Here is a 22855-nt window from a genome sequence, read left to right as displayed (position 1 = left end):
TGGCTATATCTTAATTTCTACTTCCACATTCATTTGTGCCGCCATTTCTTTTAAAACCTGTTGGGTATTGGCGGCCGACAATTCAGTAATTCGCTTGAGCTCGTGGGCATACTGAGGCCCAAACCACGGCTTGGCTCTACGTCGGGCGGTAAGCCGTCCCGCTGCGAGCGGAATACCCGACTGCGCTTCCATCAGGCTTGTGCCTTTCCCCACTCCCCAATCCACAAACCGACCATAAAAATTGAACGAGAGCGTTCCCATCACCCCATCCCCGCTTTTCTTCACGCTTTCTCTAAGGCTATCGTCCAAATCGCCTTCGTAGCCAATATTGTGTTCTACCAAGTTACGCTTGAGGCGTTCCTTGAAGATGGGCATGAACAACCGCATCGTTTCAGCATTCAAAGCCCTTAGTCGGATTTCTGGAAGCTCGTTGTTGGCGAGTCCTGGAATGGTTTGCATCCCTACCATTTTGCGTTCGACTGAAGACTTTCGCCACACGGCTCGCACCGATCGCCCATCGCCGATGATTCGTTTCATTACTCCCATTAGGATGGTACGATTGAATAGGTGGAACTTGGAATCAGTACTGGAGTGTAAGCTATTGTTACATTTTGCTGGTAGGCGTAGAGAGGTGTTAAAATGACGATTGCGTCAGTCATTACGATTTGCTCACTTCCAGTTATGCTTGCCGAATACGGGATTTGTTCTTTCGTAAGCACATTTTGCAATGCAAACAAAACCATTAAGTTTGCTACCGTTATGGCTCTTTGTTTGGTCTCATCCGACCAAGCTTTCACCACCACGTCGGCGATGGCCTGATACACGGCATTCTCGCTTAGGTCACGATGATTCACAAACTCGATCGACAGCCAAACCGCCCCGTTGCTCACCACCCCAATTTCTATTGGAAGAATACCGTAGCTGTAGGCTTTGGCCTTTACAAACCCGCCGTCGCTCGGCAGCTCCACCACGAGTTTTTTCAGGATGTGGCGCATCATTACGCGGTTATCCCCCGCGAAGCCGACTTTTTTATACATTTTCTGTTCCTGCAACGCAGTAATGGGAAGGAGCAGATTGGTTTCTACCTCGCGGGCCTGATCTCGGAAATACAAATACGGCCGCACATACACGGCATAGCAGCTGTTAGTAAGCGTCGGATTGTCCCCTACAGTTCCTATTTTCTCACCCTTCGCATTGTACAGCTCTGAAGTGAGCATGGGGTATAAGTTTCCCTCAAGGTCAGGCTGCATTCCACGGTATGCCAGGATTCGGAGTTTGAATTCATTTTTGGGTTTGCTGTCAGAATATCGGTCGCTTTTCTGAAAAAACTTCCCGCGCAAATTCCCTGGCTGTTTGGCTTGTGGCAATACCCAAATGGCTCCCGTCATTTCATTTTTTTGTCGGAGCATGGGCAGGGTACCCACTCCGATGCTGTAAGTCTGGTCGCCGTCTCCCACCTGAAACTCGGTGGTAATGGAAAGCTCCTTATACAGTACGTCTCCCCCATCTTCCTCGAATTTCACTTTCCAGCCCTTTCCGTTCGGCCTCGAAATCTTCACAGGATCCTGGGTTTGGTAGGTCCTCCAGTCGTTGTAGTCGCGGCTGCGCTCTATTTCAGCGAAGGTCTTAATACTGACCGCTCCCCGAACCGCGTCAAAATCAATCGAAAGCGAGTAGTTTTTTCGGACTGCCTTCAAAAACTCCGCAATCGTCATATCAGGCACGTGCTCAGATACTTTCACTGTAATGACTGGCAGTGACTGGGTAATCTCGCTAAAACTCGTGAGGGCTTGCGTATTGTAGATAACCCGACATTGCGTTTCGGCCTCGTAAAACCAGCTACTTTCTATCCCGAACCCAAGGTAATCCATGACCTTGGCAACTACGTAGCACATATACACATAGGGCACATTAAGTATGCCTGCATGAATTGCGCTTACGTTCACAAACACACTTCCAAGGTTACGTAAAAGTGGTTCGTAGGTATTAAACAAAAATCCCCTAGTACCGTCCTTACGCTTACCCCAAGGGTTGATGGTATCGTTCCTAACGTAATTAATAAACGTCATGGGGGCGATGCCTTCTATATCCTCATGGGTTAGGGTATAATCCGTTTCTACAAACTCAGGGTTATAGATCGGTGCAAAAACAATCGGATAATGCCCCACGGCAGCCCTGGCTATTTCCTCCATAATTTCGGCAGCCTGCGCGGGTGTTTTGCCCAGGTAAACGACCTCGTTGATTACTTCAGCGAGTTTCACGTTCTTGATTTTGGAGTTCACAGTGGCGGACTCGAACTTGATAAAACCAATCCCGCTTTCGCCTTCAATCTCGTAGGCCAAGTTGCATTTCATTACCAGGGCATTGCTCAGCTCCACATAGACCTCAATCTCACGATAAGGCTGCTCAGGCAGGTGGCGATATTCTAAGAAATCAATGTTTTTGGGGGAAAGTGGAAAGCGAAAATCGTACGTAAACGACCCCAACAGGCTATCGTCATCGCTAAATAGCCAGCTGTTCATTTCGTAATCAAAACGAGTATCAGGGTATAGTTCTAGCTGTGAGCCGTTTCGGGTTATGCGTATCATGTACGCAATTTTCAGGCTTATTTTCGGGCCTGCAATGAAAATAAGAAACCCACCTCTAAGCTAAAGGTGGGTTTGCTGCATTGTTATCTCTCAGTTCGCAAAAAGTAGTAGTAACATCGTTAGTAGGCTCATGCCACCAGCGCCCAGGTAAATACCCTTGTTACGGGCATTTTTTTTCACGTCGGGTATTCCTGCCTGTACTTGGTGCAGCTTGGCGGTGGTATCGGCTAGGCTTTTCTCGCAGTTGGTGAGCATATCGTAACAGATTACGGCAGCATCAGCGTCGCTGATCTGAGACGCGCGCGACGCTATCGTTGTACTGCGCTTCTGCAATTCGGCGTTTGAGGGCTTCAAGCTTACGCAGTTTTGTAGTATCGCTATAGCTACGAGAAGCCACAGCCACACTGTCACTTTGTTTTTTAATCGTTTCATTGATTTTCTGCAGGTTTACGGGTTCGGGTTTCGGTTCGTAGGTATTATAGGCGAGCATAACCATGCTGATGGAGAGCACAACCAAGGCCACGCCAAGGACGATTTTGTGGATTGGTCTCATGGCGCAATAGTGTCGGCTAAAGCTTGAACAAGGCGTGGATAATTGCGTCGGTACAGTTCCACGTCGTTTTGATTGCTACCAAACATCACTTCAATCAAGATGTTGATGGCCGACGATGGCACCGAAATGATGGCCAGGCTTTTATGCTGGCTTTCAGATTCACGTTTTACGCCTTGGACCCCTCTGAGCCGAATCCCCAAAGTGTTGGCGATGGTTCGAGCCACAGCCTGGGCAAAGAAGCGTTCTTCCTGAGTAGGCGTATCGTCGATATACACTTCAGTACCAGTGGCGGTCGGCGGCCCCATGTTAAAGTGGATTTCAATCACCTTGTCTTCCTTTTTCACGATCGATTTCAACCAGGCCACTACCTGAGCCAGTGGCGATGTGTTGACCTCGTTTACGACCTTCACGCCACGTGCGCGCAAAGCTGCTGTTACGTCGTCTCTAAGACGCACAGCTTCCACGGCTTCATCGAAGCCATCGATGCCAAATGCCCCCGTCCCGCGTCCCGCAATGACGGTATGGCCTGCTAAAAGATAAATCATTGGTTAGGATATTCGTTTTCGTCGTAGCTGTTGTTGTTGCGTTTTTTTCTCGATGGAAAGAATCGGTCGCGAATGGCAGACCATCCTTCTTTGTGCGCCCCTTTCAGAATGGCCCAACCTACGTTTAGGATCCACTGGCCAAATGCTCCAGTAAGGTAGTGTACTCCCATGCTCGAAGCGGGCTTGGTAATTGCATATAAATCAACCACAAAAGGCGCAATATAAATCCCGAACGTAAACCCACTTAGCGCTGTAAAACACGCCTCTTTGAAGGACATTTTTTCATCCTTCTTAGCTTTCATAACGTAGGTAATGGAGCCAGATAGAATGGCTAGTTTAAGGGGAACTGCATGCCAGTCAAACAACTGTTGCATGTTAATTTGGAGTAGCGTGGCTGTCAATGCCAGGCCAAATTCAAAGGTGTGTTCTAAGGGTTTGTTCACGGCTGTATTCATGTTAGGTAATTTCCATTAGGTGAATAGTTACATCTATTCTGTTGGCAGTAGCAGCTTTGACTTTTAGAATATCCCCCACGTTTAAAACTATTGGGCCGTCGAAACGAAAAGTCGTAGCGCTTGGAACAGTGGCACCTTTGTTTAAAAAGGTATCGCTGGCGTCGCCTGACTTTCGATAAGATAGTTCTATCGAATCGCTATTCGATGCGTCTATGTTGGCAAACGTCACAAGATTAAGGATTGCCGTGGTAGCACTAGGTACCGTATAGGCAGATACTGTTGTATTAACATCCAGTTTTTTTGCAATAGATTTATAGCTATTTGGCATTTTTTTTCTTGTTTTAGGCGACTGCGATTCCCCAATACGCACCCATATTTCTCTCTACATATTGCACTTCTGCGAGTGTTAATTTTCGCTTATAAACAATCACTTCCGCTACAAGCTGGTTGAGCGCTGCACCCCCACCCGACGCGACTTGATTCATAATTCCGAGCGCATACGAGTTATGATTGGTGACGAAGGCATCCGTTCGTTGCATTGCCCCGTTAACGCGTACAGTAGCACCCGCAGAGTCAGTAAAAACGGTAAATACCACATTTCCAGACACTCCACCACTTACTCCATTCGGATAACAATAGTTGTTTGTCCCTCCCGTAAATGCAATAGTATTGTTAGTTGCTGCCTGCGTAATAGAGCACCCGCCAGTACCGTAGTCGTTACTTCCCCCTGCGCTTTGACTAGAAAAAAAACGGGCATAATTATTATGCGCTCCAACACTCGCGACCATAATGCAAGTGAAATCAGTACCAGTTATTAGGTTGGCTATATTGCTTGTTGCTAGTCCAGTGTCGTTACCAGGAACACCCATCATGCAGACTCGCCCCCCCATCGTATAATTAGTACCAGAGAGCCTCACAATAGGCTGCTTTGTGTTGGTGCCTTGCACAAAATCGTACGAAGATCCTAATCCCGCTTGAGAGTATAGAATACGCGTATATCCTGTTACCGAACCGATGAAAGTGTTCATGGTTGACACATCGAAGTGTTCGCCATTGCTTCCAATGTCGAGTACCGAACTGTCGGTACTCCTTCTCATTTGTGCGATATTTCCCGTGTAAGCACCGCGTAATCGACGATAAGACGCAGCATTAACAAGGCTTGTATTAGAGATATTATCAAGCAGGTATTTTGCGCCTGCGTAATAATGCTTCTCTACAGAAAGAATACCAGGGCTATCTACTGTAAGGTAATTGCTTCCCTTTCCGCCCAAAAACCCATTATTATAATTACTACCACGTTTCATTATAGGAACCAGTTTTGTGCTTCGATACGCTGTATATCTGATTGACTTGCTCCAGTTGGTGTTTGCCAACTGGTTGAATAATCGCTATTCGATGTTTTTGTAAGTACCTGCCCTGTACTTCCACCCGCAGGCATTGAGCGCATAAAAAGTGCTTTCACGTCCGTGCCGATGGCAGTTATAAGGGCAGATATACGTTCTTGAAGTGTCATTATGCCTTAGCAGTTGTATATAATGAAACTAAGTTTGTATCGGGCTCCCCAAGCCCCAAGTTGGAACAAGCCTGAGTAATTTGTTGAGTCGTAAGAGTTTGTGCGGCATCAAATCGCACACGATTATTGATTGCTGTTGTCAATGCCGTTACCGAACTACCTTGGCCTTCAAGTAATGCTTGTAGTTCTGACAATGTATCGTAAGCTGCTCCCGCACCGTTTAGAATTTCATTTTTTGCGGCATTAGCTGCAGCCGTTGCGACTGATTCAATTTTGGTCGATGAATACGTTTTTGTCCCACTAGCAGTAGCATCGTCAATTTGTACTCCCACACTTGGGGTGTACCATTCTACCGCAAAATCACTGTTTGAGCTTTTTCGTAGTGCTTGCCCAGTAGTTCCACCAGTAGGCAGTGCACGAGTAAACAAAGCTTTTATGTCTGTTCCAATTGCAGTGATTAGCGCCGATAATCTTTCTTGTAATGTCATGTCTGTAAGTTATTGAATTGAAAAATCAGATTTTTGAAACCTCATATAAGAGGAGCAAATTCAAACTAAGAGTGTCATCATCGGCATTTGTATCTCCGTTATTATTGATAACTACAATAGTTTTCGAGGCGCTCAAATGGATTGAGGGCCTTTGCTCCAGCTCGCAGGAAATTAGGTTACCGGTCGAGCGTTTGAGCTTAAATTTTGGTCTAGGCAAATACGTTGCTGGAATCATTTTCGAGGCTTTATAATGATCTCGTACTCTTCTTCTTCAAAGGGTTCATTCGTATCTTGGTTGTACCAAAGTAGCACAAACTTATACGTACCTGATACTAGGGTATTGGTGGCACTACTCATGCTTAGAATAGTGCCATTGAGCTCGTTAAAAAGCTGATAAGTTTGCCCTTTAAAGAGCAATTTCCCTTGCAAAGATGTACCTACCGTAAGCCCCGCAACATCAAATGATAGCCGCACGTATGCACCTTCGACAAATGTTTCCAGTGCTTCCATGGTTATTGTATGATTCCGTTTTTAACTCTAAAAACATAAAGCTTTGATCCTGCTAGTTGACCAAGGTCGATAGTCTTTCCATTAGTTACTATCGACACATTCTCCTTTTCTGTCAACAACCGGTAAGGGTTCACATAGACCAGTAATGTTTCACCTGCGCCGATGGCCTCTAGCGCTACCCCTTGCGATGCAGCTGCTAGGTGCAGGATAGTGTCTTGTCCATAATTCCGAAAGCCACGCCGAAAAAGTCGGGGGTCGCCAGCCTGCGGCGCTATCGTTTGCCCATCTGCGATGTAGGTAGCATACGCTACGCCAGTACTGGCATTAACGATGTGCTTAATGCTGTTGTACCAATGTACCCCCACCATCATGGCGTCCATACCTGCGCGCGGAAATTGTGGGTAGCGCGGCTCGCCATCTGGAAGCAGCGTCGGCGCCGCACCTCCTTCGCTTACCCACGTGCGCGGGGGCGTCCATTCGTTTTCTCGGTCGTTTGCTACCGATTTCGAGAAGTTTACGGTAGAGTCCCAGTTGTAGCATCCTTCTGTCAGAAGGCAACCAAAAAATCCCACCCAAAGCTGAAATTCAAAGGGAGGAGTATGCCAGTCTGGCACTTTCCAATATCCGCCTTCGCGGGGGTGAATGTGCCCAGGATTTTTATGATGCTCGTTTACGGGGTTGCTTAGGCTTTGCGCCCACGGCGACGTGTACATTACCGTTTTTGCGTCAGCCTTTGCGGCATATTTCCGCTGAGTCTCAAAGATGGCGTTGAATAGCCAGTCTTTTGTTTCACCATCATTCGCCCACAACATCATGGTGAACATGTTCGTCCAGTCCGACATTCCAGAGGTGTAATAAGGGTCGTTTGAGTTATCGTTATCCCCTTTTTTGCGTGCGCCCGCTTCGCTTGCGAGTGCATTAACTATGTAGGGGTGCAAGGGGTTACGCGCACCATTTATGCGAAAAAACTCACAAAAATTGGCCAGCTTGGTGTCGTAATTGCAAAAGAAATTTGTGTCGGCAGCCCCACTAGCGCCCACTTCTTCGCACAATTTTTGGTAGAATTTTTTTCCTACCGTCCAGTAACTTCCATCGTACCAAGGTACTGGATTTGAACCCGCCTCGGTGAATTGATCACCAATACAGGCGTATTTGGAAATGTTCGCGGCCACGTTTGCGGCGGCGGCATTAATCTGTGCGTCGCTGTGTCCAGTTCCAGGGAAAACGTCAGATAATAATACAAAGCACTTTTTATCATCGTTTGTCCCACTATCCCATATTTTGGGCACATGGGAGAAACCGCGCTCAAATTTTTGCGCATCCAAAATATCGGCATCAACCGAATGAAGGGCGGCAATTTTCCCCACATTTCCCACGATCGGAGCTTCGTCTATGTGCGAGATGTAATCTGCACGAAACCAGCTCGGTAGGTTTAATTTTTCTACAATCATCTTTCTAATAGTTAAGGAATTACAAGACGCTGTTGGCTAGAAGCCAATACCCACCAATCGTTTGGGTATATTATTCTAGTATTATTTTGTGGGTTCTGTTCTTTTAGCTGCGGAGTACTATCTACCCAATTTCCGTTTATTAAGATTTGCTCCTTAGCTTCTTTTGTCCTCCAAAAATAATTTTCCCACTGTTGCCAGTTTGAATAGTGGTCTTTATGCAAGTAGATTTTTTCCACCGAAACAAATCCACTTTCAAAGGCCATTCCCTGAAACGGCAGTCTGTCACCAGTGGGCGACTTGAGCGGGCGCCCATTGATGTAGTAGAAAGCATTATAGTCGCCGCTGGTGGGCGATACAGTATCATACCACAACCCTGTACCAGAGTCTTGCACGATATTAATCATGTCGGTTCGCACTGTACTGAACGGCACATTACCAGGGCTTGGCGTAACAACATCGGGCTGGGTAGCACCCACGAAAGGCGTAATAATCTCGCTCCATTCAGAATACGTAGCACCTTTGCGTGCTCGCATACGAAACGTTAGTTCTCCTACGTCTAGCCACGGGCCTGTTTTAAGCTGTCGAATATTCGCCGACATGCCTACTGTTACGTCCGTCCAAGTTTCCCCGTCTCGGCTTGTCTGTAACTCAAACGCGTCCACGCCGCCCTCAAAATCCCAAAATACTAGCACGTTGTTGCCCGAAATCACAGCGCGTAAAACTGGAACGGCGGGTGTAAGTGTGCCGTTATGACTAATCTCAAACTCAAAAGGCTGACAGAAGCCTGTGCAATTTGGGCAACTGGCGATAAAGAAGGCTTTCCCGTCAGAAACTCCGATTAAATCAATATCAAAAGTTGAGCTTGAAGGGTCATGTTGCCCGCTAGATAGCGTGTCACAATCTCGAACAACGTCATAGACTATTCGCGTAACATTAAGCGCGTCAAACGTAACAGTATAAGTACTACCCGTTTGGTGCTCAATTTTGTGAATGTACCACTGCGGACCACAAGGCCCGCAGGGTGGTTTTACAGTGGTTGGCATTAGGCTTCTGGCTGCTCTATCAAGTCCTCAATTCTCACAATTTGCGTCACGTAATCGCTCTGACGAGAGTTGGGGCGGCCGTACTCGTCAATGTACGTTTCAGAAAATAATCCAGCCAAAACCTTGTCAGAAGGGATGATTTTAGCCGCAATTAAGGTCGCCTCGATAACAATATCCTTTTGTTTAAGCTCTTCATCCGCCGTCTGATACTCCGACATCTTCGTCTCAAGTTCGTCCTCTCTGTTTGCAAGGTCTGCAAGGTTCTGCTCCGTTTGCTCTTTTCTTTGAAGCTTTTGTATATCATTTCGCAATCCTGCTATGTCTTTCTCAAGCCCGAGAATTGTCTTTGTTTCAGCGCTTAAAGACAAACTGAACTTATCTCTAAGCTCCTTTATTTTCGACTTGAAGGCCCAGCTCGCGCCAGGCATATTGAACAGATTTCTGAGTGATGGCAGATACTCGTCTCTTACAAGATTTGCCTTTTTACTGATTTGGTTTTCAGCGGTTTCGGTCTTCATTTTTTTAGCCATTTTGTTATTATTGAAAAATATTTGTCTTTTAACTGCCTCCAGAAAAAGGAATATTGCAGGTAATTTGTGTGCCGTCTCTAAGCACAATTGTAATGCTAAGATTACCAGATCCGTAACTTCCAAATGTGCTAGAAACGCCCTTGGGATCTGTCTCGGTTATAGTTCGGTCAACATAAAACCCATCATCACGATTAAGGCGAACAAGGTGGCTACCATTTAGGAGCTGTTGCGTTGCAATATCGTACTGATAAGACACTGGCAACGTTACTGACGCGTAACCTTGACCCAAATTGCGAGTTTGTAATCCAAGAGTGAGGTTTCTACCCGCTATCGAAAACCAATGGGCGCTGTAGCCAAAAGGGTCGCTTTCGCTTTGCAGGTATCGGCTGTCGCTTTGGCTTCGAGTGTATATATCTCCCCAAGTTGGACGATTATCTAGGGCAGGTTGTAGGCCGCTTACGTCGCCAATTATATGCCCGTGCCCCCATGGAGTTTTTCCGTCCAAGGCCGCTTGCAATCCCGAAACGTCTGGTATAGTGTGCCCGTGACCCGCATACGCAAGCCCTGGCACTCCAATCAAATTATTCCAATGCACTTGCCCGCCGCCACCGCTGGTATTCAGCTGTGTACGTGTGTAGATTGCATCCCAAGTTGGACGATTATCTAGGGCAGGTTGTAGGCCGCTTACGTCGCCAATTATATGCCCGTGCCCCCATGGAGTTTTTCCGTCCAAGGCCGCTTGCAATCCCGAAACGTCTGGTATAGTGTGCCCGTGACCGATGGTAGCTTTTGCATCTAAGGCAGCTTGCAAACCAGTAGTATCGCCAATCACATGCCCGTGAATTCGGTCTGCGTATAATAATGTACTTAGTGTTAGTACATTACCGCCGTTGTCAGTCGCGAGCAATGCCACGGGCGTACCCGTCCATGCTGTCGCCGAATAATACGTGTTGAAGCGCAGTTTGCCATTTGCGTTCAGCTCCATCAGGTAGCTTGCTCCGCCGCCGCTCCTGAAGTATATAGGAGAGCTGGCGCCTGCATCTATGTTAAGCGTGCCCGTCGCGCGGATAGCACGACCCGACACCATCCAGAGAGCTACACCCGCCGCATCACCGTCCGCATATATAGCGCCGTTCACTCGTAGCTTGTAACTTCCAGGGTCATTCGTGCCTATGCCAACATTGCCATTGTCGTAGATACTCGAATTACCTACGACACCCCCGCTTGTGAATTTCGCAACATAATTCACCGTACCACTTCCCCCAACCTTACTGCTCCAGTCCGCAATATTGCTTTCTGTAATTGCCTTCACGTAACTAGGTACTGTGGGGTCTGTTTCTGTAAGCAGAAAGGCAGGCACCCCCGTCACTTTTGCGTAGGGTACAGCTGCAATTCCGACCGTCGTGCGGTTATTCGCAGAGCTGTCCGAGATAGAGAATTCGGGCGAAAAATTAAGGTTGCTACGCTGAGAAACGGGTAATGTATCCGCCTGTATCGTGGTGTAGGCTTGCAGCAAGAACGCAGGTACACCGCTTATCTGCGCCCAGGTATGTGTATGCCCTAGCTGAGAATACCGCGCATCCCCGCGCGCTGTAGTCCAGTACAGATTTGTAACGCCTTCGGCTATATTATCTGTATTAAGCGCCACAGCTCCCGTCTGTCCGTTCACCGAGGTTACAGGAAAAAGAATCGTCGAATACGTCATCGCGGTTACCCGTCCGTAGGCATCCACCGTAAGGGCGGGCGTGGTAATAGTCGAGCCGCCCGATAGCCCTGTGTGTACTGTAGCAAGGTCAACCGTCCACGTTCGGCTAGATGCAAGCGATTGCGTACCACCCGCTACCGCGACGCGTCCAGCTGTGCCACTTACCGTAAGATTCCTTACAATAGGAACATATAATCCCGCAAAATCGGGCGTATTGGTAATCTTGCTATAGTCGAGACTCGTGATAAAAGTGGGGTTGGCATAAGCCCCAGAAAGCTGCACATACCGCGCGTCTCCACGAGATGGAGTCCAATACAAGTTTGTCCCTTCAGGAACATCCGTCGTGCTTAGGGCAACAGCTCCCGTCTTCCCGTTCACCGACGTTACAGGAAAGGCAATAGCTACCGAAGACATCGAAGTTACCCGCCCGTAAGCATCCACCACAGGCGCGGCCACTTGGGTACTCGACCCCGCCGACAATCCCGTATGTACTGTTTCAAGCCCAACCGTCCACGTTCTGTTAGATACGAGCGATTGGCTACCTCCAGTAATTGCTATTTGGCCCGCTGCACCAAGAAACGACAACGTTCGCACGATAGGCACGTACATGCCGCCGTAATCTGGCACGTTGGTAATCTTGCTATAGTCAAGGCTGGTAATAAAAGTTGGGTTGGCATAAGCCCCAGAAAGACGCACATACAGCGCGTCTCCACGAGATGTAGTCCAATACAAGTTTGTCCCTTCAGGAACATCCGTCGTGCTTAGGGCAACAGCTCCCGTCTTCCCGTTCACCGACGTTACAGGAAAGGCAATAGCTACCGAAGACATCGAAGTTACCCGCCCGTAAGCATCCACCACAGGCGCGGCCACTTGGGTACTCGACCCTGCCGACAAGCCCGCATGTATTGCCGAAAGATCGACCGACCAAGAGCGATTAGCCGCAAGCGACTGTGTTCCGCCTGCCACCGTTACGCGGCCAGTTGTGCCAGAAACGGTTAAAGCGCGTTCAAGGGGGGCATACAAACCCACGTGAGGCCCATAATTATAGGCAGTATCCCACTGCGAAATTTTCGCGCTGTCAAGCGAAATTCTGTTTGTGCTAGGGTTGTAATTTAGGGGCGCATCTGCACCAATGGCACTACTACTACCCGACCACGACACGATTGCGCCGCTTGGGGTATCAACAACGTTAATCCCGTAGCCACCAATAACACGAAACCTTTGATCGGCTTGCGCCGCCGAATATACAGGCACAAGCTGACGCCCTATTCCAATCCCTCGCTTCGCGTAAGATGCAACATACACCTTACCATCCGCAACCAAGTTGCCTTCTGTTGCTTGCTCCCAGCTGCTCCATATTTTTGCAGCTGATCGCTCCCGAAAATACAAAGAAGGGCTATTGTCAGGGTACCAGTACTGAAATACAACACAGCCCGCCACGTCGTTACGAAGCGTTCCCGTATTTTGATTTGTTGGGGGCGCGGCTATCGAAGTAGTATCGAAAGTGACGTGTGTATTACCAGGTGAAAGGCTCGAATTAAAGTTAATCTGTCCGCTCCTTGTTCCTCGGTTTAGACTCGCGTACTGCTGTACGTATGCCGCAGGTGCTGCTTTGCGGCTTGTATCTAGCGCCCGCCCTTTGTCGTAGCCGCTTGGTACCGCTATCGCACCGTTATTCTCTGTTTCCGTTACAGAAACAAAATAATTCCAAGTTTCGACGACCGCATCTATTACAACGAGTTCAGCGGCACGGGTTACTAGGCAGCCGTCTGTCTCTGTCGTGTCGGCGATATAGGTAATTGTCTTTGTAATGCCATCTGCAACTAGTACCGCGAAATGCCCATTCGGAGACAATTTTGCGGGGGGATTTGTTACCCCCGCCCACGAGGCCGCCTTGAATCGGTGTGACCCAATTTTCAACGCAGCCGTGTCAAAAGGCGCAACAAGTATATCAACATCGTACGTATCAGCAATTTTCCCCCGATCGACATAGGCAAATTCGCCTACATCGGCCTTGAGCGAACGTTCTTGCAGACCGTCAGCGTCACCGTTGATTGATATGTATTTCTTATTAGGCACTACGCACGATGTGATTTTTGATGTCAAGCTCTAATTCAGTGGGACTGATGGCCACGCCAACAGGTTGCCACAAGTATCCAGAGCCCGAGTTGGGCCCAACTGGTGAAATTTGCCCAGGCGTTGTCCACGACAGGAAATACATCGTGCCTGGTACCAAGCCCGTGAAATATGGATTAGTGCCCATGAACTTGGGTACAATCGTTTGCCCTCCAGCTCCGTTTTGGGTCACGAAGGCCATGGCTCTACGCCCTACTTCCGTGGCAATCGCAGGCCGAATTTTCGGAACACCGCCATCATTATAAATATTGACGAGCATCCCCGCCGCAATTGATGATGCAACCAGAACTGTGTCACCGACTGGTACCACCGTTTCGGCAGGCAATACAGTTATTTTCATCGAAGCCACTCTTCCGAGCAACTTTCCATTTCCAACCCAAAAAATAATGTAGTGATCGCCCTTGTGGGTAGGTGACCAAATTACGGTTATGTCACTAGCACCTATGCTTACTTCAGCTCCAGCGGGAGCACTTACGAGGGTCACATCACCACCCTGAAAAACATTCTTATTAATAGTATATGTGAATGCCTCATATACCGTGGCCGTTGCGGGTGTGAGATTGATTGGAGCAGTTATTCCCTGCCCAATAATCCCCTCCAACCCTAATTCTGTTAGGTATTCGGGCGGATTCTCTCCACCCGTTTCCCCGCCTGAGCCTATAAGGTTGTTGACAATTTGCTCAACGATCGTGTCGAGCAATCGCCACGTTTTATTCCCAACCCATACGTAGGATGTAGGATTATCCTGGACAGGAGCAATTGCATCCTCTTTTTGCGCAAGCCGCTCAAATACCCCTCCTGAGCTTACGGCATTACCACTACCTTGGGTTGGGTACGCATCTACTGTTACATTGCCGCTAGGGTTCGTATTTTCACCCTCCGACCCAATCGTAACAGGGCCTTCAGCTTGAAACCCAGGTGGTGGGTACCGTATGCCTAATAAGTCCTGATTCATTGTACAAAGGCGTCGTTGGTGAATGAAAATTTGTACTCAAACTGGTAGAAGAGCATGGTTTCGTCGTCGTCTTGTTCAGAGAGTTTCGTACTGGTAACGGACACAGGGAATATGCTCCCATTGAAGTATCTGTATTTGAGTGGGCTTACAAAAAAATCCCTAATGTTCTTTTGCTCATCTCTCGACAACCACGAAGTCGTACACGAAAACAGCTGATCATAGCTTACATAGTAGTCCGATTGTTCGCTATCCCCCTGTACCTGAGGGTATGCCAATCGCTTCGAGGCGCTGCGAGTTTTAATCTCGACCGTTCGTTCCTCAATACCGTTGACTTTCAAGGTATCCCATGCGCCAAGCGAGTTGATATACGCAAAATATTTGCGCTTATCGCGTAGGTTAGTGTCAATTACGTAGGTGTACCGCAAGCTCTTTTCCGTTGCGCCAGCTTTGAGATACAGCGTGTATTGCTTCGCCTTTTTGCCAGTACTGTAGCTATTTACGTTCAGCTGCGTAAAGCCCGCAGGCAAGATGATTTTCTCACCATTATTGACCTGATTTAGTGGGGCTATCGTGTAGGTACCAGTGCTGTTGTCATCCCACAAAACATCCATCTTATACAGCACGTCCATAATGTACGCATCTAGGCATACGAAGGTGAGCCACTGAGGTTCATCTTTCATGATGTAGCGTAAGGCAGGCCCATTTCGCAAGGCTTTCATTTTACCAGATGCCCACATTCTTCCCCCTACGCTATCCTGCTGATTATACCCAGAGCCGCCCCACATGGCGCGTTGCTCTGCCAGTACTGATATAAGGCCGTTTTTGAGCGGGCGCCCATAGGCTTCCGATACCGTAACTTGGTATTTTCGGCTGGTCGCTCTCGAAATTTTGTGCGTCGAGCCCGTCCAAAAGGGTTGCTCAATCAGTGGTTGCAACTTAGAATTAAGCACATCCGCGAGGTCGATTTCCGCCTTACCATTTTCGTCGGTAGGCAGATATACCTCGTAGATCTTATCCTGGCCAATTCCAGAAACGCGCTCTAAAAACAACTGCAAATTGATGCAGTGATTCTCTCTGTTGATTTCGTCGGCACCTTGGGTGGTATTCTGCACGCCCCACACGCCAGGCACAGCTAATGGAGTGATGTTATACGCCTTTCCTTTGGTCTTAGCTGTGAAAATCAGGGCTCCATTTTCTACTGTCACATTGAAGTCTTTTGAGATAGTGGCGTTGCCCTGAAAATAAGGAAGTACCAGGTTGGCATAGGCATTGCTGCCCCCAGCTCCCGACTTAAATTGTGTACCGTTTGGAAGGGGTAGCAAAGCGGCTGTTAGAGTAGTAACTACCCCATTCCAAAGGAGCTGTACAACTGTGCCCGAGACTATCGGGCCAGAGAAGTATAATCTATTAATTGCAATAGCGCCCACTGCTCCCTTGTAGTCGTCAGACTGGAAGGCATAGACCAAGGGGTCTTTTGTAAGCCCAAGTGTGGGAGGGGATACCGCTACTGTAATCATGCCCCGAAATTGAGGCTTACTCGCCGCCCAAAAAAGGAAAATAAGGCACTAGGCTACACAAAAAGCTCACGCCCAAAGTTGATATTTTCGGGAAATTCCCACAGAAAATCTACTTCCCAACCTATCACTTGCCCGCTGATGGGCGGCGTACCCGCACCTTTTCCGCGCGAAATGAAGGAAATTTTATTCTTATAGAGGCTTCCATCCTCGTGAGCTTCCGAAAAAGCGGCTGAGCTGCTTCGCTTCATTTGCGAAAGAATAGCTCGAAGCGACTGCCGACATTCTTTTTGCTTCAAAAGTTGACTTTTTGGATCGCCCTGCACAAAATTATCGACGATGGCCACGCTGCACTCAATCGTTCCTTTCAGGTTGTCATGGCCAAAATCGGTTTCATCGTCAGGGAAGAACACAATCATGTGTTTTCCCTTCACGACGCGGCTCAGGTGATTGACAAAATCGTTGATGGGCATGTCCTTCGATGCCAAAAAAAGCCGTGGCGTACTGTCCGAATGACAATACAGCTTTTCGGCAATCTTCGTAAAGTAATCGATGTAGAAGTCGATAATGCTATCAGCAATCATTTTGTTTTTCGCTTTAGCTGTTTCACTTTGACCAGTTTATTTTCCACCATTTGCAGGGCCACAATTACGTTGAGCTTGCGAAGCGAATCAAATTCTACCGACGAATCCCCAGCCATTCCGATGGCAACTTGCAGCCACCCACCGCCTTTTTTGGGCGCTTTTTTTGGCGCTGCGTCGTTTTCTTGTTCGATTTTTTTGGTGGGGAAAACGTGCTTGAACTTCTTAGAAAAGCCCAATCTGCAACCTTGGTAATTGAAAACAATCATCTCCTTGGTGAGCTCAGGCAAACTCTTCAAATCGTTCAATGTTTTTTGATTCAATTCTTCCGAATACGCCTGCTTTCGGAAGGGATCACGACGATACAAAACAGCAATCAAGCCATCCATATCGTTACGCTCGTATGCCGCTTCGGCAAACCAAAACTCCTCAAAGGTCAGCATCCCCAAGCTATCACCAGGGCCATAATAATTATGACCGAGAAACGCCGCTTTTATTTTTGGCACTTTCCAGCTGTGAGGCGCTTCCGAATTGGTAAAGCTTTGGGCAATTTTCAGCAGGGCGTACCCCTGCCCCATCACCTTTTCTTGTTCTTCTTCGTCCTTTACCCCTACTGTTCGCATTGCATTTTTGTCAAACAAAAACTGCAACACATTCGTAGGAATTTGAAAAATGGCCTGAGGCAAAGCAAACAACGCATGTGGTTTTTCTGCCAGCATCTTGCCCACTTCAAAGATTTTGGCATAGAGCCACGGTTCGGTTTCTTCCCAGCTCTTTGGGCCTTTATACTTAAAATTTTTCTTGGCGATGATGATTTCGATGTTCATAGAGAGATAATTGATTTGCCTTCGACGATAGGAGAACCTACTACTACCGTTTCGGTGGTAGGGTTCATTTCTTGCAAAATTGAGCTCATTTCAGCTAACATTGACTCAGCTCGGCGAGTTGCTGCCTGCTGAGCTGAGCTACGCTGAGCATCCGAAGGAGGTGTATAATACTTCGTGTTTTGAAATTGCGTACTAAAATTCACGCGCAATCCCCCTGCATTTAGCTCCACGTTCATTTCCAGCTCCAGTACTGAGGCAATGGTGCTGTAAGCCAAGAACCACTTAGTAGCCTCTAGCAGTTTTTTTTGTAGCTCACTGAGCTCAGTTCCCATTTTGAGCTCCTGATACAGCTCATCACCCAGCATGGAAGCTATCTTGAGGGTCTCAATGGCGGCCATGGTTGGACGCAATGCCTGAAAGGTGAGTTCTTCGCCAAAAATCTGGTAGTATTTCGAGAACTCAACCGCGTTTTTGATTAGGTATCGACGGTTTTCAACACGCTGCTCAGAGCTGCTGTATTCCGTAAATGCCATTAAGGTGGCAGGCTTTTCGAGCCAAGATAATAGCTGCTCAAGGGCCTTGTATGCACTACTCTCAAGCGACTGAGTAAGGCGAGCAATTTGGGCATCATAAGCCGCTGTTCGGTACTCTCCTTTTCCAACGGTCGTAATACCATCGTTGCCAAACTGCACTTCCCCAAAAGGAAGCCAAGCAACCGCTGCCATACGAGCTACATAGCGCCGAGCAAATACCAGCGTTTGGGCCTGTATTTCGTTAGGATTATTGACTACCTCATTAAGACGCTCAAGCATTTCTTCACCAATCCACTTGCGCCCAAGCTCATACTCGACATCCACCAAATAGGGTTCTATCTGGTTGAAATCGAAGTTAAGGTTGTACTTAATGTACTCTCGGATTTCCTCTGTGCTTTTCAGTAGCATTATGTTATTTTTTTTTCGGTACCAGCGCCCGTGTTTAAGGTCGTCAAAATAATATCGCGGTGAAGGATTTTGAATTTCGGGTAGCGTTTTGTCCAACCGTTATATCGCGCCGCAAACATAAATGGCTCTTTCAAAGCATCCCGATAAGGTTTCATTTCAGCCGCCGCAATCAGCCAGCTTTCGCGCATATCAGAGCCGCTCCCACGGCTGCTCCCACCTGTCTTGTTAGAAAGCCCCAGTTCGGTACCGTCGATTCCAGTACCGTATGAGATATTATAAGCTGCTTCGATACTATCCTCAATGTACTTGTTGTCGAGCTTGGCATCATCAATGGTTGTCAGCTCTATGTATTCCTGGTACTTCTGTGAGACTTCATCCCAAAACTTAGGCGTCGAAATCGATTTTCCCGTCTTCGCAGATTCGGCCAAGCTTCGATCCATTTCGGTCAACCACTCTTTGCGAATGTCACGGCGTTGCTCCGTGGTTGCTTTGTCCCATCGATCGCCATATCGTACCGCCCAGTACCGCTCGTCTATCTTCCAGTGGTACTTGATTGTCATCTGATTTTGCATCAGATACTTTTTGAACTGTGGAATGGCTAAGTGAACTTCCAGCCACCCGCTTTGGCGGATTGAGTCATGATAAGCGAGCTGATAGAAGGTTTTTCCAGGCGTCGGGTGCGATACAGGATAGATATACTTGTAATCCGTCTCACTCTGTATTTTCTCAATTTTCTGAAAATCGTAAGGGTCAATCGCCTTGATAATGGTGCTGTAAGGATCCTTAGATTGCACATTGGGCCAGTTGGCATTGATGTGCACGTAATCGCACCGTCCTGTTTCCTTATCCTGCTTTGACCAGCGACAATACGACGCCTCCTGATGCACAAAATACAGGATACGCCTACGATTTTCGGAAAGATGCACTTCGGAAAAAGCATTGAAAAACCACACCAAATCATTGACCAATTCCCTAGTATATTTTTCCGTCCATTCGGAGTTGAAAAACTCCCAAATATCATCGTCCATGATGGGCGTATATTGCTCTGCGCCATTGGTATCATAGCCTGTCACGTTTACTGGCATGATTCCGTTTCCGATGATTTTGGAACACAATTTGCTGAAGGCCCTGAGCACAACTGGGTCTTTGTAATAATCATTGATTACCATTTGTGGGAAGTTGTTGTCAACTCCCCACATCTCTACTTCATCGGTGTGGTACCCGCTGTATGGATCAATGACAGGCATCGTCGGCGAGCTCCCAGGGCGGGTGCTGACCGACGAGTTTTTCATGAAAACTGTACTTTGCGACTCGGCTAAAATAGCTATGTCGTAGTCAGCTCCAGGAACGTAGTGCAGATTGCTCATTATGAAGCAGGTTTATCGTTGATCCAAAGGATTAAGTCCCAGTGGATAGGAATCACTTGGTTTGGAAGTCCGTAAGGGGAAACATTTACAATTCGGTGTCTCTGCCGTATGCCCACCAAAACAGCATTGCGTAGCTCTTTTTTTTCGCCCTGCGTTTTGCGGTTTTTGTCGTACGACAGCCACGAAACGTCAAAAGGCTTGGGTTTCCCTGAAGCCATTTTTTGTTCCATAATCGCTAATACATCAGCCCACTTAACCATCTTTTTTTGGGGGCAAAATGGCAGAAAAAAATGCCCTTAAAAAAGGAAAGTAAGGCGAGAAAAGCGTAAATTTGAGCTATGGTAGAGCTATCCACGGACAAAGCGTTTGACTTGTTAGTCAACAATCAATATCGCTGGAAGAAGATGGGCGGTAACGAATCAACCCGCCTTACTTTCGTGAAACGGTTGCGCGAGGGGAAAGAAATTTTACTGGATACGAAATTTAAGTACCTCAAAATGGCTGGATTTCGTCTGAAGTCGCACCCAAGATGGCAAACGCCAAAATTCACTTAGCCACTTTATTTTGAGTTATTTTACTCATATAAGTGTATTATGTTACATAATATCATAAAGCCTCTTTACATTTGTTTAGAGGCTTTTTAATTTTATCAATATGCAAATTCACAAAACAAACCTACCAATTGAGGAATTCCCAAATAATCATTTCATAAAGTCCTATTATGACCTTTACATTTTTGCAAAGGAGAAAAAGCTATTTGATGCCGATGGTAATATTAATTTGATATTGGTCATAAATACCCAACCAAAGACATTAGTATTTAAACCAGGTTCGTTTGATTTCCGTGCAGAAAAATGGTTAGTCACTTACACCCCTCAATTTCTTTCTGAAAAACTTGCCCAAGAGAACTACAACCTCAAAGACAAACATCCTGAATTAAGTGGCAATGAAATTCATTTTTTGATACAAGTTTTGAAAGACAGTAGCGGATATAAGTACAATTTTGATTTTCAAATGCTCCCAGAACTTATTAACAAATTAAATAACCTATTGTATCAAAGATTGGAAGATAAAAGGCAAAGGGACGATTACCGACATAGTGAATAGGGCATAAAAAAAGTCTTAGAAAATCCTTTTAGAGGAGCTGCCTTGCGCGCTGCGCCTTTCTTTGCTACTTTCTTTGGGCGTCCAAAGAAAGTAGGCCACGCCAAAAAAGCCCCACCAATGCGAGGGCATCAGCAGGGCTTTAAGTAAATCAAAAATAGACCCTAACGAGAGATACTTACTTTACGTATCTCGTCCGATAGTTCAACCTTACGAGTCTTTAAAATGACCTTAAAGGCTTCTATGAGAGCAAGCACCAAACGCGGGTTTTTGGTTTCAAAACTTTTACGGTTACTATCATAAATCACAATTGACGCCCCGTGATATTCTTCTTCTTCCGCTCCAAACGAAAAAGCTGAAATTTGTTCTAAGGTGTTATCTATTTTAGTGTAACTCTTATACAGCTTTGTCAATTCTTCAATATCGTTAAGTGTGTCTTCAACTTGTGCCTCCTTTTTAAAGGCTTCGAGCCGGGCTTTTTCCGCCTCTGTTATTTCAATGGGTGGCGTGGGTTTCAAGTTCCCAAGGGGCGCGGGTTTGGTGCTCGGAGGCGTGGCCGTCGCTGTACTGGGGGTGTTGCCCTTGGGCAAATCGTCTTTCTTTGGGGTGTTCTGTTGTGTTGACATTGTGAAAAAATTTATTGGTTAAACATTGATTTGCAGCTTATAAAATGCCTTCGTCGGCAAAGGAACAAAAACCCGTTTCGGTTAAAATGATATGGTCAACTAAGACTATGTCTAGCAGTTTCAGGGCATTTTTTGCGCGGCTTGTCATTTCCCTATCTGGCGTACTTGGTTTTAAATTTCCAGAGGGGTGATTGTGGGCGAAAATCACCGAACACGCCAAAGAATCAACCGCAATTTTGGCAATGAGGCGAATGTCCACTACCGTTTGATTTATACCACCTTGGGAAATTTTCGCGTAACCAATCGTCATATTTGATTGATTCAAAAGCAGGATAAAAAACGATTCGTAAATACACATATCATCCCCGTAGAACCGTCTAATAAAATCCGCGCTCTCTTTGGGCGTTGAAATTTTTACCTGTGGGAACTCCGTTTGATTTTTACGAAGCTCATAACGCACTATGTTTGGTATTTGGTTAGTTATCATGGCTTTAAGCAGTCTTAGGGGTTGTTTGTTTTAGGAAGAAATCAAAGGCGCGTTGAGCATCGGCGGCGGCTTCCCACAACATACGCGGCTCAGCTTTTAGGGTCTTTAACCACCCCTGTAAATAAGCTGCTGCGTTTTGCTGTACGTCCACGTTATCAATGCCAAAATGATTGCAGAAAAAACACGCTCCTAGTTCTGCAATTAATTCCTCTTTGGAGTAATTAGGGTCTCCAAATTCTTGAAAGTCGCGAAGCGTGGCGCGGTTCAATCTCTTTGCATGGCCCGAAGAATGTACCAATTCGTGAAAAGCAGTAGCGTAGAAATTGGACGAACTGTCAAACTGTTGAATGAGGGGCATATTTACAAGGTCATTTACCTTGTCGTAGTAGGCGTTATTCGATAGTTTCACCTGAATTTTTGGCTTATCAGTCAGGGCGTTTACAAAGTGGTCAATTTCCAAAAAGCTGTCGTTTTCGTTCCATATCTGCGAAAACGGTTTTAACTCTATCCCTTCCACGTCCGACATATTAAAAACCATGTCGTATTTTATGTAGTACACTCTGCGGATGCTCGCAAGTGTTTGCGGGGGTAAATACTCTAAATCCGTTTCCTCGTACTGGTTCCCGTTTGAGTCGTACCAAAGGCTTTTGGAAAAATACAGGCGGTGGGCTTTACTTCCCTTTTTCACCTTCCCCCCGTTTTTGGTGATTTGGTTGAACGTGGCAAAAAAAGGCGTTGGGTACTGTTTTAGGAAGATAAGAAAGGCATTAATTCCTCGGTACTTGTGACCCGAAAAATAGTTTTGGGGTGGCTCAACAAACCCCCAGTTCATGCGCCAAGGCGCAACCCCTTGTTCAATTTGGGCAATAACCGTCCGGGTTATCTCCTCAAAGACAACTTCATTTTTCATTGATTTTACTGCTAAGTGTTTATGTT

26 protein-coding genes are annotated in these 22855 nt (G+C 46.8%); 2 read left to right on the top strand and 24 right to left on the bottom strand.

The window, feature by feature from the left end; genetic code table 11:
* Nucleotides 1-3: 3 nt before the first annotated feature.
* The 21 genes from DTQ70_RS04350 to DTQ70_RS04250 all read right to left on the bottom strand — a co-directional run bounded on the left by DTQ70_RS04350 (nt 4) and on the right by DTQ70_RS04250 (nt 19962).
* The gene (locus DTQ70_RS04350) at nt 4-537 is read right to left on the bottom strand and encodes a hypothetical protein (protein WP_164489867.1); all 534 of its coding nucleotides are present in this window, start codon (nt 535-537) and stop codon (nt 4-6) included.
* Between the two features lie 8 nt (nt 538-545).
* On the bottom strand, nt 546-2588 hold the full coding sequence (locus DTQ70_RS04345) for a hypothetical protein (RefSeq protein ID WP_164489866.1): 2043 nt from the start codon (nt 2586-2588) through the stop codon (nt 546-548).
* Between the two features lie 90 nt (nt 2589-2678).
* Nucleotides 2679-3020, bottom strand: coding sequence for a hypothetical protein (locus DTQ70_RS30590; protein ID WP_164489865.1), 342 nt, complete (start codon nt 3018-3020; stop codon nt 2679-2681).
* A 117-nt stretch (nt 3021-3137) separates the two neighbouring features.
* Entirely contained in the window at nt 3138-3686 is a 549-nt protein-coding gene (locus tag DTQ70_RS04335) for an N-acetylmuramoyl-L-alanine amidase (protein WP_122929681.1), read from the bottom strand.
* Nucleotides 3683-4129, bottom strand: coding sequence for a hypothetical protein (locus DTQ70_RS04330; RefSeq protein ID WP_164489864.1), 447 nt, complete (start codon nt 4127-4129; stop codon nt 3683-3685). The genes DTQ70_RS04335 and DTQ70_RS04330 overlap by 4 nt, the downstream gene beginning before the upstream one ends.
* Before the next feature lie 13 nt (nt 4130-4142).
* Complete coding sequence (locus DTQ70_RS04325) at nt 4143-4469, bottom strand: hypothetical protein (RefSeq protein WP_122929679.1); 327 nt, start codon at nt 4467-4469, stop codon at nt 4143-4145.
* A gap of 13 nt (nt 4470-4482) precedes the next feature.
* A complete protein-coding gene (locus DTQ70_RS04320; RefSeq protein WP_122929678.1) occupies nt 4483-5445 on the bottom strand; it encodes a hypothetical protein in 963 nt (320 codons plus the stop codon).
* Nucleotides 5445-5654, bottom strand: coding sequence for a hypothetical protein (locus tag DTQ70_RS04315; RefSeq protein WP_122929677.1), 210 nt, complete (start codon nt 5652-5654; stop codon nt 5445-5447). The genes DTQ70_RS04320 and DTQ70_RS04315 overlap by 1 nt, the downstream gene beginning before the upstream one ends.
* Nucleotides 5654-6142: a hypothetical protein gene (locus DTQ70_RS04310; RefSeq protein ID WP_122929676.1), complete on the bottom strand. Its 489-nt coding sequence runs from the start codon at nt 6140-6142 to the stop codon at nt 5654-5656. The genes DTQ70_RS04315 and DTQ70_RS04310 overlap by 1 nt, the downstream gene beginning before the upstream one ends.
* 231 nt (nt 6143-6373) lie before the next feature.
* Nucleotides 6374-6652, bottom strand: coding sequence for a hypothetical protein (locus DTQ70_RS04305; protein ID WP_122929675.1), 279 nt, complete (start codon nt 6650-6652; stop codon nt 6374-6376).
* Nucleotides 6653-6654: 2 nt separating this feature from the next.
* Entirely contained in the window at nt 6655-8103 is a 1449-nt protein-coding gene (locus tag DTQ70_RS04300) for a hypothetical protein (RefSeq protein WP_122929674.1), read from the bottom strand.
* A gap of 11 nt (nt 8104-8114) precedes the next feature.
* Nucleotides 8115-9146, bottom strand: a complete 1032-nt coding sequence (locus tag DTQ70_RS04295) for a hypothetical protein (RefSeq protein WP_122929673.1) — start codon at nt 9144-9146, stop codon at nt 8115-8117.
* Nucleotides 9146-9664, bottom strand: a complete 519-nt coding sequence (locus tag DTQ70_RS04290) for a hypothetical protein (RefSeq protein ID WP_164489863.1) — start codon at nt 9662-9664, stop codon at nt 9146-9148. The genes DTQ70_RS04295 and DTQ70_RS04290 overlap by 1 nt, the downstream gene beginning before the upstream one ends.
* Before the next feature lie 40 nt (nt 9665-9704).
* Nucleotides 9705-13487 (bottom strand): hypothetical protein, encoded by a 3783-nt coding sequence (locus tag DTQ70_RS04285; protein ID WP_164489862.1) that lies wholly within the window; start codon nt 13485-13487, stop codon nt 9705-9707.
* Nucleotides 13453-14472 carry a hypothetical protein gene (locus DTQ70_RS04280; RefSeq protein WP_122929670.1) on the bottom strand — a complete coding sequence of 340 codons (1020 nt, stop codon included), beginning with the start codon at nt 14470-14472 and terminating at the stop codon, nt 13453-13455. The genes DTQ70_RS04285 and DTQ70_RS04280 overlap by 35 nt, the downstream gene beginning before the upstream one ends.
* Entirely contained in the window at nt 14469-15989 is a 1521-nt protein-coding gene (locus DTQ70_RS04275) for a hypothetical protein (protein WP_122929669.1), read from the bottom strand. The genes DTQ70_RS04280 and DTQ70_RS04275 overlap by 4 nt, the downstream gene beginning before the upstream one ends.
* 53 nt (nt 15990-16042) lie before the next feature.
* Nucleotides 16043-16570: a hypothetical protein gene (locus DTQ70_RS04270; RefSeq protein WP_122929668.1), complete on the bottom strand. Its 528-nt coding sequence runs from the start codon at nt 16568-16570 to the stop codon at nt 16043-16045.
* On the bottom strand, nt 16567-17394 hold the full coding sequence (locus tag DTQ70_RS04265; protein WP_122929667.1) for a hypothetical protein: 828 nt from the start codon (nt 17392-17394) through the stop codon (nt 16567-16569). Before DTQ70_RS04265 ends, DTQ70_RS04270 begins: the two co-directional genes overlap by 4 nt.
* Nucleotides 17391-18335 (bottom strand): DUF6712 family protein, encoded by a 945-nt coding sequence (locus DTQ70_RS04260; protein WP_122929666.1) that lies wholly within the window; start codon nt 18333-18335, stop codon nt 17391-17393. The genes DTQ70_RS04265 and DTQ70_RS04260 overlap by 4 nt, the downstream gene beginning before the upstream one ends.
* Entirely contained in the window at nt 18335-19702 is a 1368-nt protein-coding gene (locus tag DTQ70_RS04255) for a hypothetical protein (protein WP_122929665.1), read from the bottom strand. The genes DTQ70_RS04260 and DTQ70_RS04255 overlap by 1 nt, the downstream gene beginning before the upstream one ends.
* Nucleotides 19702-19962 (bottom strand): hypothetical protein, encoded by a 261-nt coding sequence (locus tag DTQ70_RS04250; protein ID WP_122929664.1) that lies wholly within the window; start codon nt 19960-19962, stop codon nt 19702-19704. Before DTQ70_RS04250 ends, DTQ70_RS04255 begins: the two co-directional genes overlap by 1 nt.
* Before the next feature lie 78 nt (nt 19963-20040).
* Between DTQ70_RS04250 and DTQ70_RS04245 the strand changes: the two genes are divergently transcribed.
* Together DTQ70_RS04245 and DTQ70_RS04240 are read left to right on the top strand one after the other, a co-directional pair.
* Nucleotides 20041-20256 (top strand): hypothetical protein, encoded by a 216-nt coding sequence (locus tag DTQ70_RS04245; protein ID WP_122929663.1) that lies wholly within the window; start codon nt 20041-20043, stop codon nt 20254-20256.
* A 100-nt stretch (nt 20257-20356) separates the two neighbouring features.
* A complete protein-coding gene (locus DTQ70_RS04240; RefSeq protein WP_122929662.1) occupies nt 20357-20809 on the top strand; it encodes a hypothetical protein in 453 nt (150 codons plus the stop codon).
* Nucleotides 20810-20970: 161 nt separating this feature from the next.
* Here the strand turns inward: DTQ70_RS04240 and DTQ70_RS04235 are convergent, their stop codons facing one another.
* Genes DTQ70_RS04235 through DTQ70_RS04225 form a run of 3 tightly spaced genes read right to left on the bottom strand, consistent with a single transcriptional unit; the run spans nt 20971 to nt 22829 of the window.
* Nucleotides 20971-21432: a hypothetical protein gene (locus DTQ70_RS04235; RefSeq protein WP_122929661.1), complete on the bottom strand. Its 462-nt coding sequence runs from the start codon at nt 21430-21432 to the stop codon at nt 20971-20973.
* Nucleotides 21433-21469: 37 nt separating this feature from the next.
* On the bottom strand, nt 21470-21919 hold the full coding sequence (locus tag DTQ70_RS04230; protein ID WP_122929660.1) for a RadC family protein: 450 nt from the start codon (nt 21917-21919) through the stop codon (nt 21470-21472).
* A 4-nt stretch (nt 21920-21923) separates the two neighbouring features.
* Nucleotides 21924-22829: an ArdC family protein gene (locus DTQ70_RS04225; RefSeq protein ID WP_122929659.1), complete on the bottom strand. Its 906-nt coding sequence runs from the start codon at nt 22827-22829 to the stop codon at nt 21924-21926.
* Nucleotides 22830-22855: the final 26 nt, after the last annotated feature.

Source organism: Runella sp. SP2 (assembly GCF_003711225.1).
Taxonomy (GTDB): Bacteria; Bacteroidota; Bacteroidia; order Cytophagales; family Spirosomataceae; genus Runella.
Note: the sequence above shows the minus strand (reverse complement) of the source record. Positions and strands in the feature narration are given on the sequence as shown.

What these genes read in the sequence shown, in the direction of transcription:
- DTQ70_RS04350 (WP_164489867.1), bottom strand. Translation starts at nt 537, where the DNA reads ATGAAACGAATCATCGGCGATGGGCGATCGGTGCGAGCCGTGTGGCGA.
- DTQ70_RS04345 (WP_164489866.1), bottom strand. Translation starts at nt 2,588, where the DNA reads ATGATACGCATAACCCGAAACGGCTCACAGCTAGAACTATACCCTGAT.
- DTQ70_RS30590 (WP_164489865.1), bottom strand. Translation starts at nt 3,020, where the DNA reads ATGAAACGATTAAAAAACAAAGTGACAGTGTGGCTGTGGCTTCTCGTA.
- DTQ70_RS04335 (WP_122929681.1), bottom strand. Translation starts at nt 3,686, where the DNA reads ATGATTTATCTTTTAGCAGGCCATACCGTCATTGCGGGACGCGGGACG.
- DTQ70_RS04325 (WP_122929679.1), bottom strand. Translation starts at nt 4,469, where the DNA reads ATGCCAAATAGCTATAAATCTATTGCAAAAAAACTGGATGTTAATACA.
- DTQ70_RS04320 (WP_122929678.1), bottom strand. Translation starts at nt 5,445, where the DNA reads ATGAAACGTGGTAGTAATTATAATAATGGGTTTTTGGGCGGAAAGGGA.
- DTQ70_RS04315 (WP_122929677.1), bottom strand. Translation starts at nt 5,654, where the DNA reads ATGACACTTCAAGAACGTATATCTGCCCTTATAACTGCCATCGGCACG.
- DTQ70_RS04310 (WP_122929676.1), bottom strand. Translation starts at nt 6,142, where the DNA reads ATGACATTACAAGAAAGATTATCGGCGCTAATCACTGCAATTGGAACA.
- DTQ70_RS04305 (WP_122929675.1), bottom strand. Translation starts at nt 6,652, where the DNA reads ATGGAAGCACTGGAAACATTTGTCGAAGGTGCATACGTGCGGCTATCA.
- DTQ70_RS04300 (WP_122929674.1), bottom strand. Translation starts at nt 8,103, where the DNA reads ATGATTGTAGAAAAATTAAACCTACCGAGCTGGTTTCGTGCAGATTAC.
- DTQ70_RS04295 (WP_122929673.1), bottom strand. Translation starts at nt 9,146, where the DNA reads ATGCCAACCACTGTAAAACCACCCTGCGGGCCTTGTGGTCCGCAGTGG.
- DTQ70_RS04290 (WP_164489863.1), bottom strand. Translation starts at nt 9,664, where the DNA reads ATGAAGACCGAAACCGCTGAAAACCAAATCAGTAAAAAGGCAAATCTT.
- DTQ70_RS04280 (WP_122929670.1), bottom strand. Translation starts at nt 14,472, where the DNA reads ATGAATCAGGACTTATTAGGCATACGGTACCCACCACCTGGGTTTCAA.
- DTQ70_RS04275 (WP_122929669.1), bottom strand. Translation starts at nt 15,989, where the DNA reads ATGATTACAGTAGCGGTATCCCCTCCCACACTTGGGCTTACAAAAGAC.
- DTQ70_RS04270 (WP_122929668.1), bottom strand. Translation starts at nt 16,570, where the DNA reads ATGATTGCTGATAGCATTATCGACTTCTACATCGATTACTTTACGAAG.
- DTQ70_RS04265 (WP_122929667.1), bottom strand. Translation starts at nt 17,394, where the DNA reads ATGAACATCGAAATCATCATCGCCAAGAAAAATTTTAAGTATAAAGGC.
- DTQ70_RS04260 (WP_122929666.1), bottom strand. Translation starts at nt 18,335, where the DNA reads ATGCTACTGAAAAGCACAGAGGAAATCCGAGAGTACATTAAGTACAAC.
- DTQ70_RS04255 (WP_122929665.1), bottom strand. Translation starts at nt 19,702, where the DNA reads ATGAGCAATCTGCACTACGTTCCTGGAGCTGACTACGACATAGCTATT.
- DTQ70_RS04250 (WP_122929664.1), bottom strand. Translation starts at nt 19,962, where the DNA reads ATGGTTAAGTGGGCTGATGTATTAGCGATTATGGAACAAAAAATGGCT.
- DTQ70_RS04245 (WP_122929663.1), top strand. Translation starts at nt 20,041, where the DNA reads ATGGTAGAGCTATCCACGGACAAAGCGTTTGACTTGTTAGTCAACAAT.
- DTQ70_RS04240 (WP_122929662.1), top strand. Translation starts at nt 20,357, where the DNA reads ATGCAAATTCACAAAACAAACCTACCAATTGAGGAATTCCCAAATAAT.
- DTQ70_RS04235 (WP_122929661.1), bottom strand. Translation starts at nt 21,432, where the DNA reads ATGTCAACACAACAGAACACCCCAAAGAAAGACGATTTGCCCAAGGGC.
- DTQ70_RS04230 (WP_122929660.1), bottom strand. Translation starts at nt 21,919, where the DNA reads ATGATAACTAACCAAATACCAAACATAGTGCGTTATGAGCTTCGTAAA.
- DTQ70_RS04225 (WP_122929659.1), bottom strand. Translation starts at nt 22,829, where the DNA reads ATGAAAAATGAAGTTGTCTTTGAGGAGATAACCCGGACGGTTATTGCC.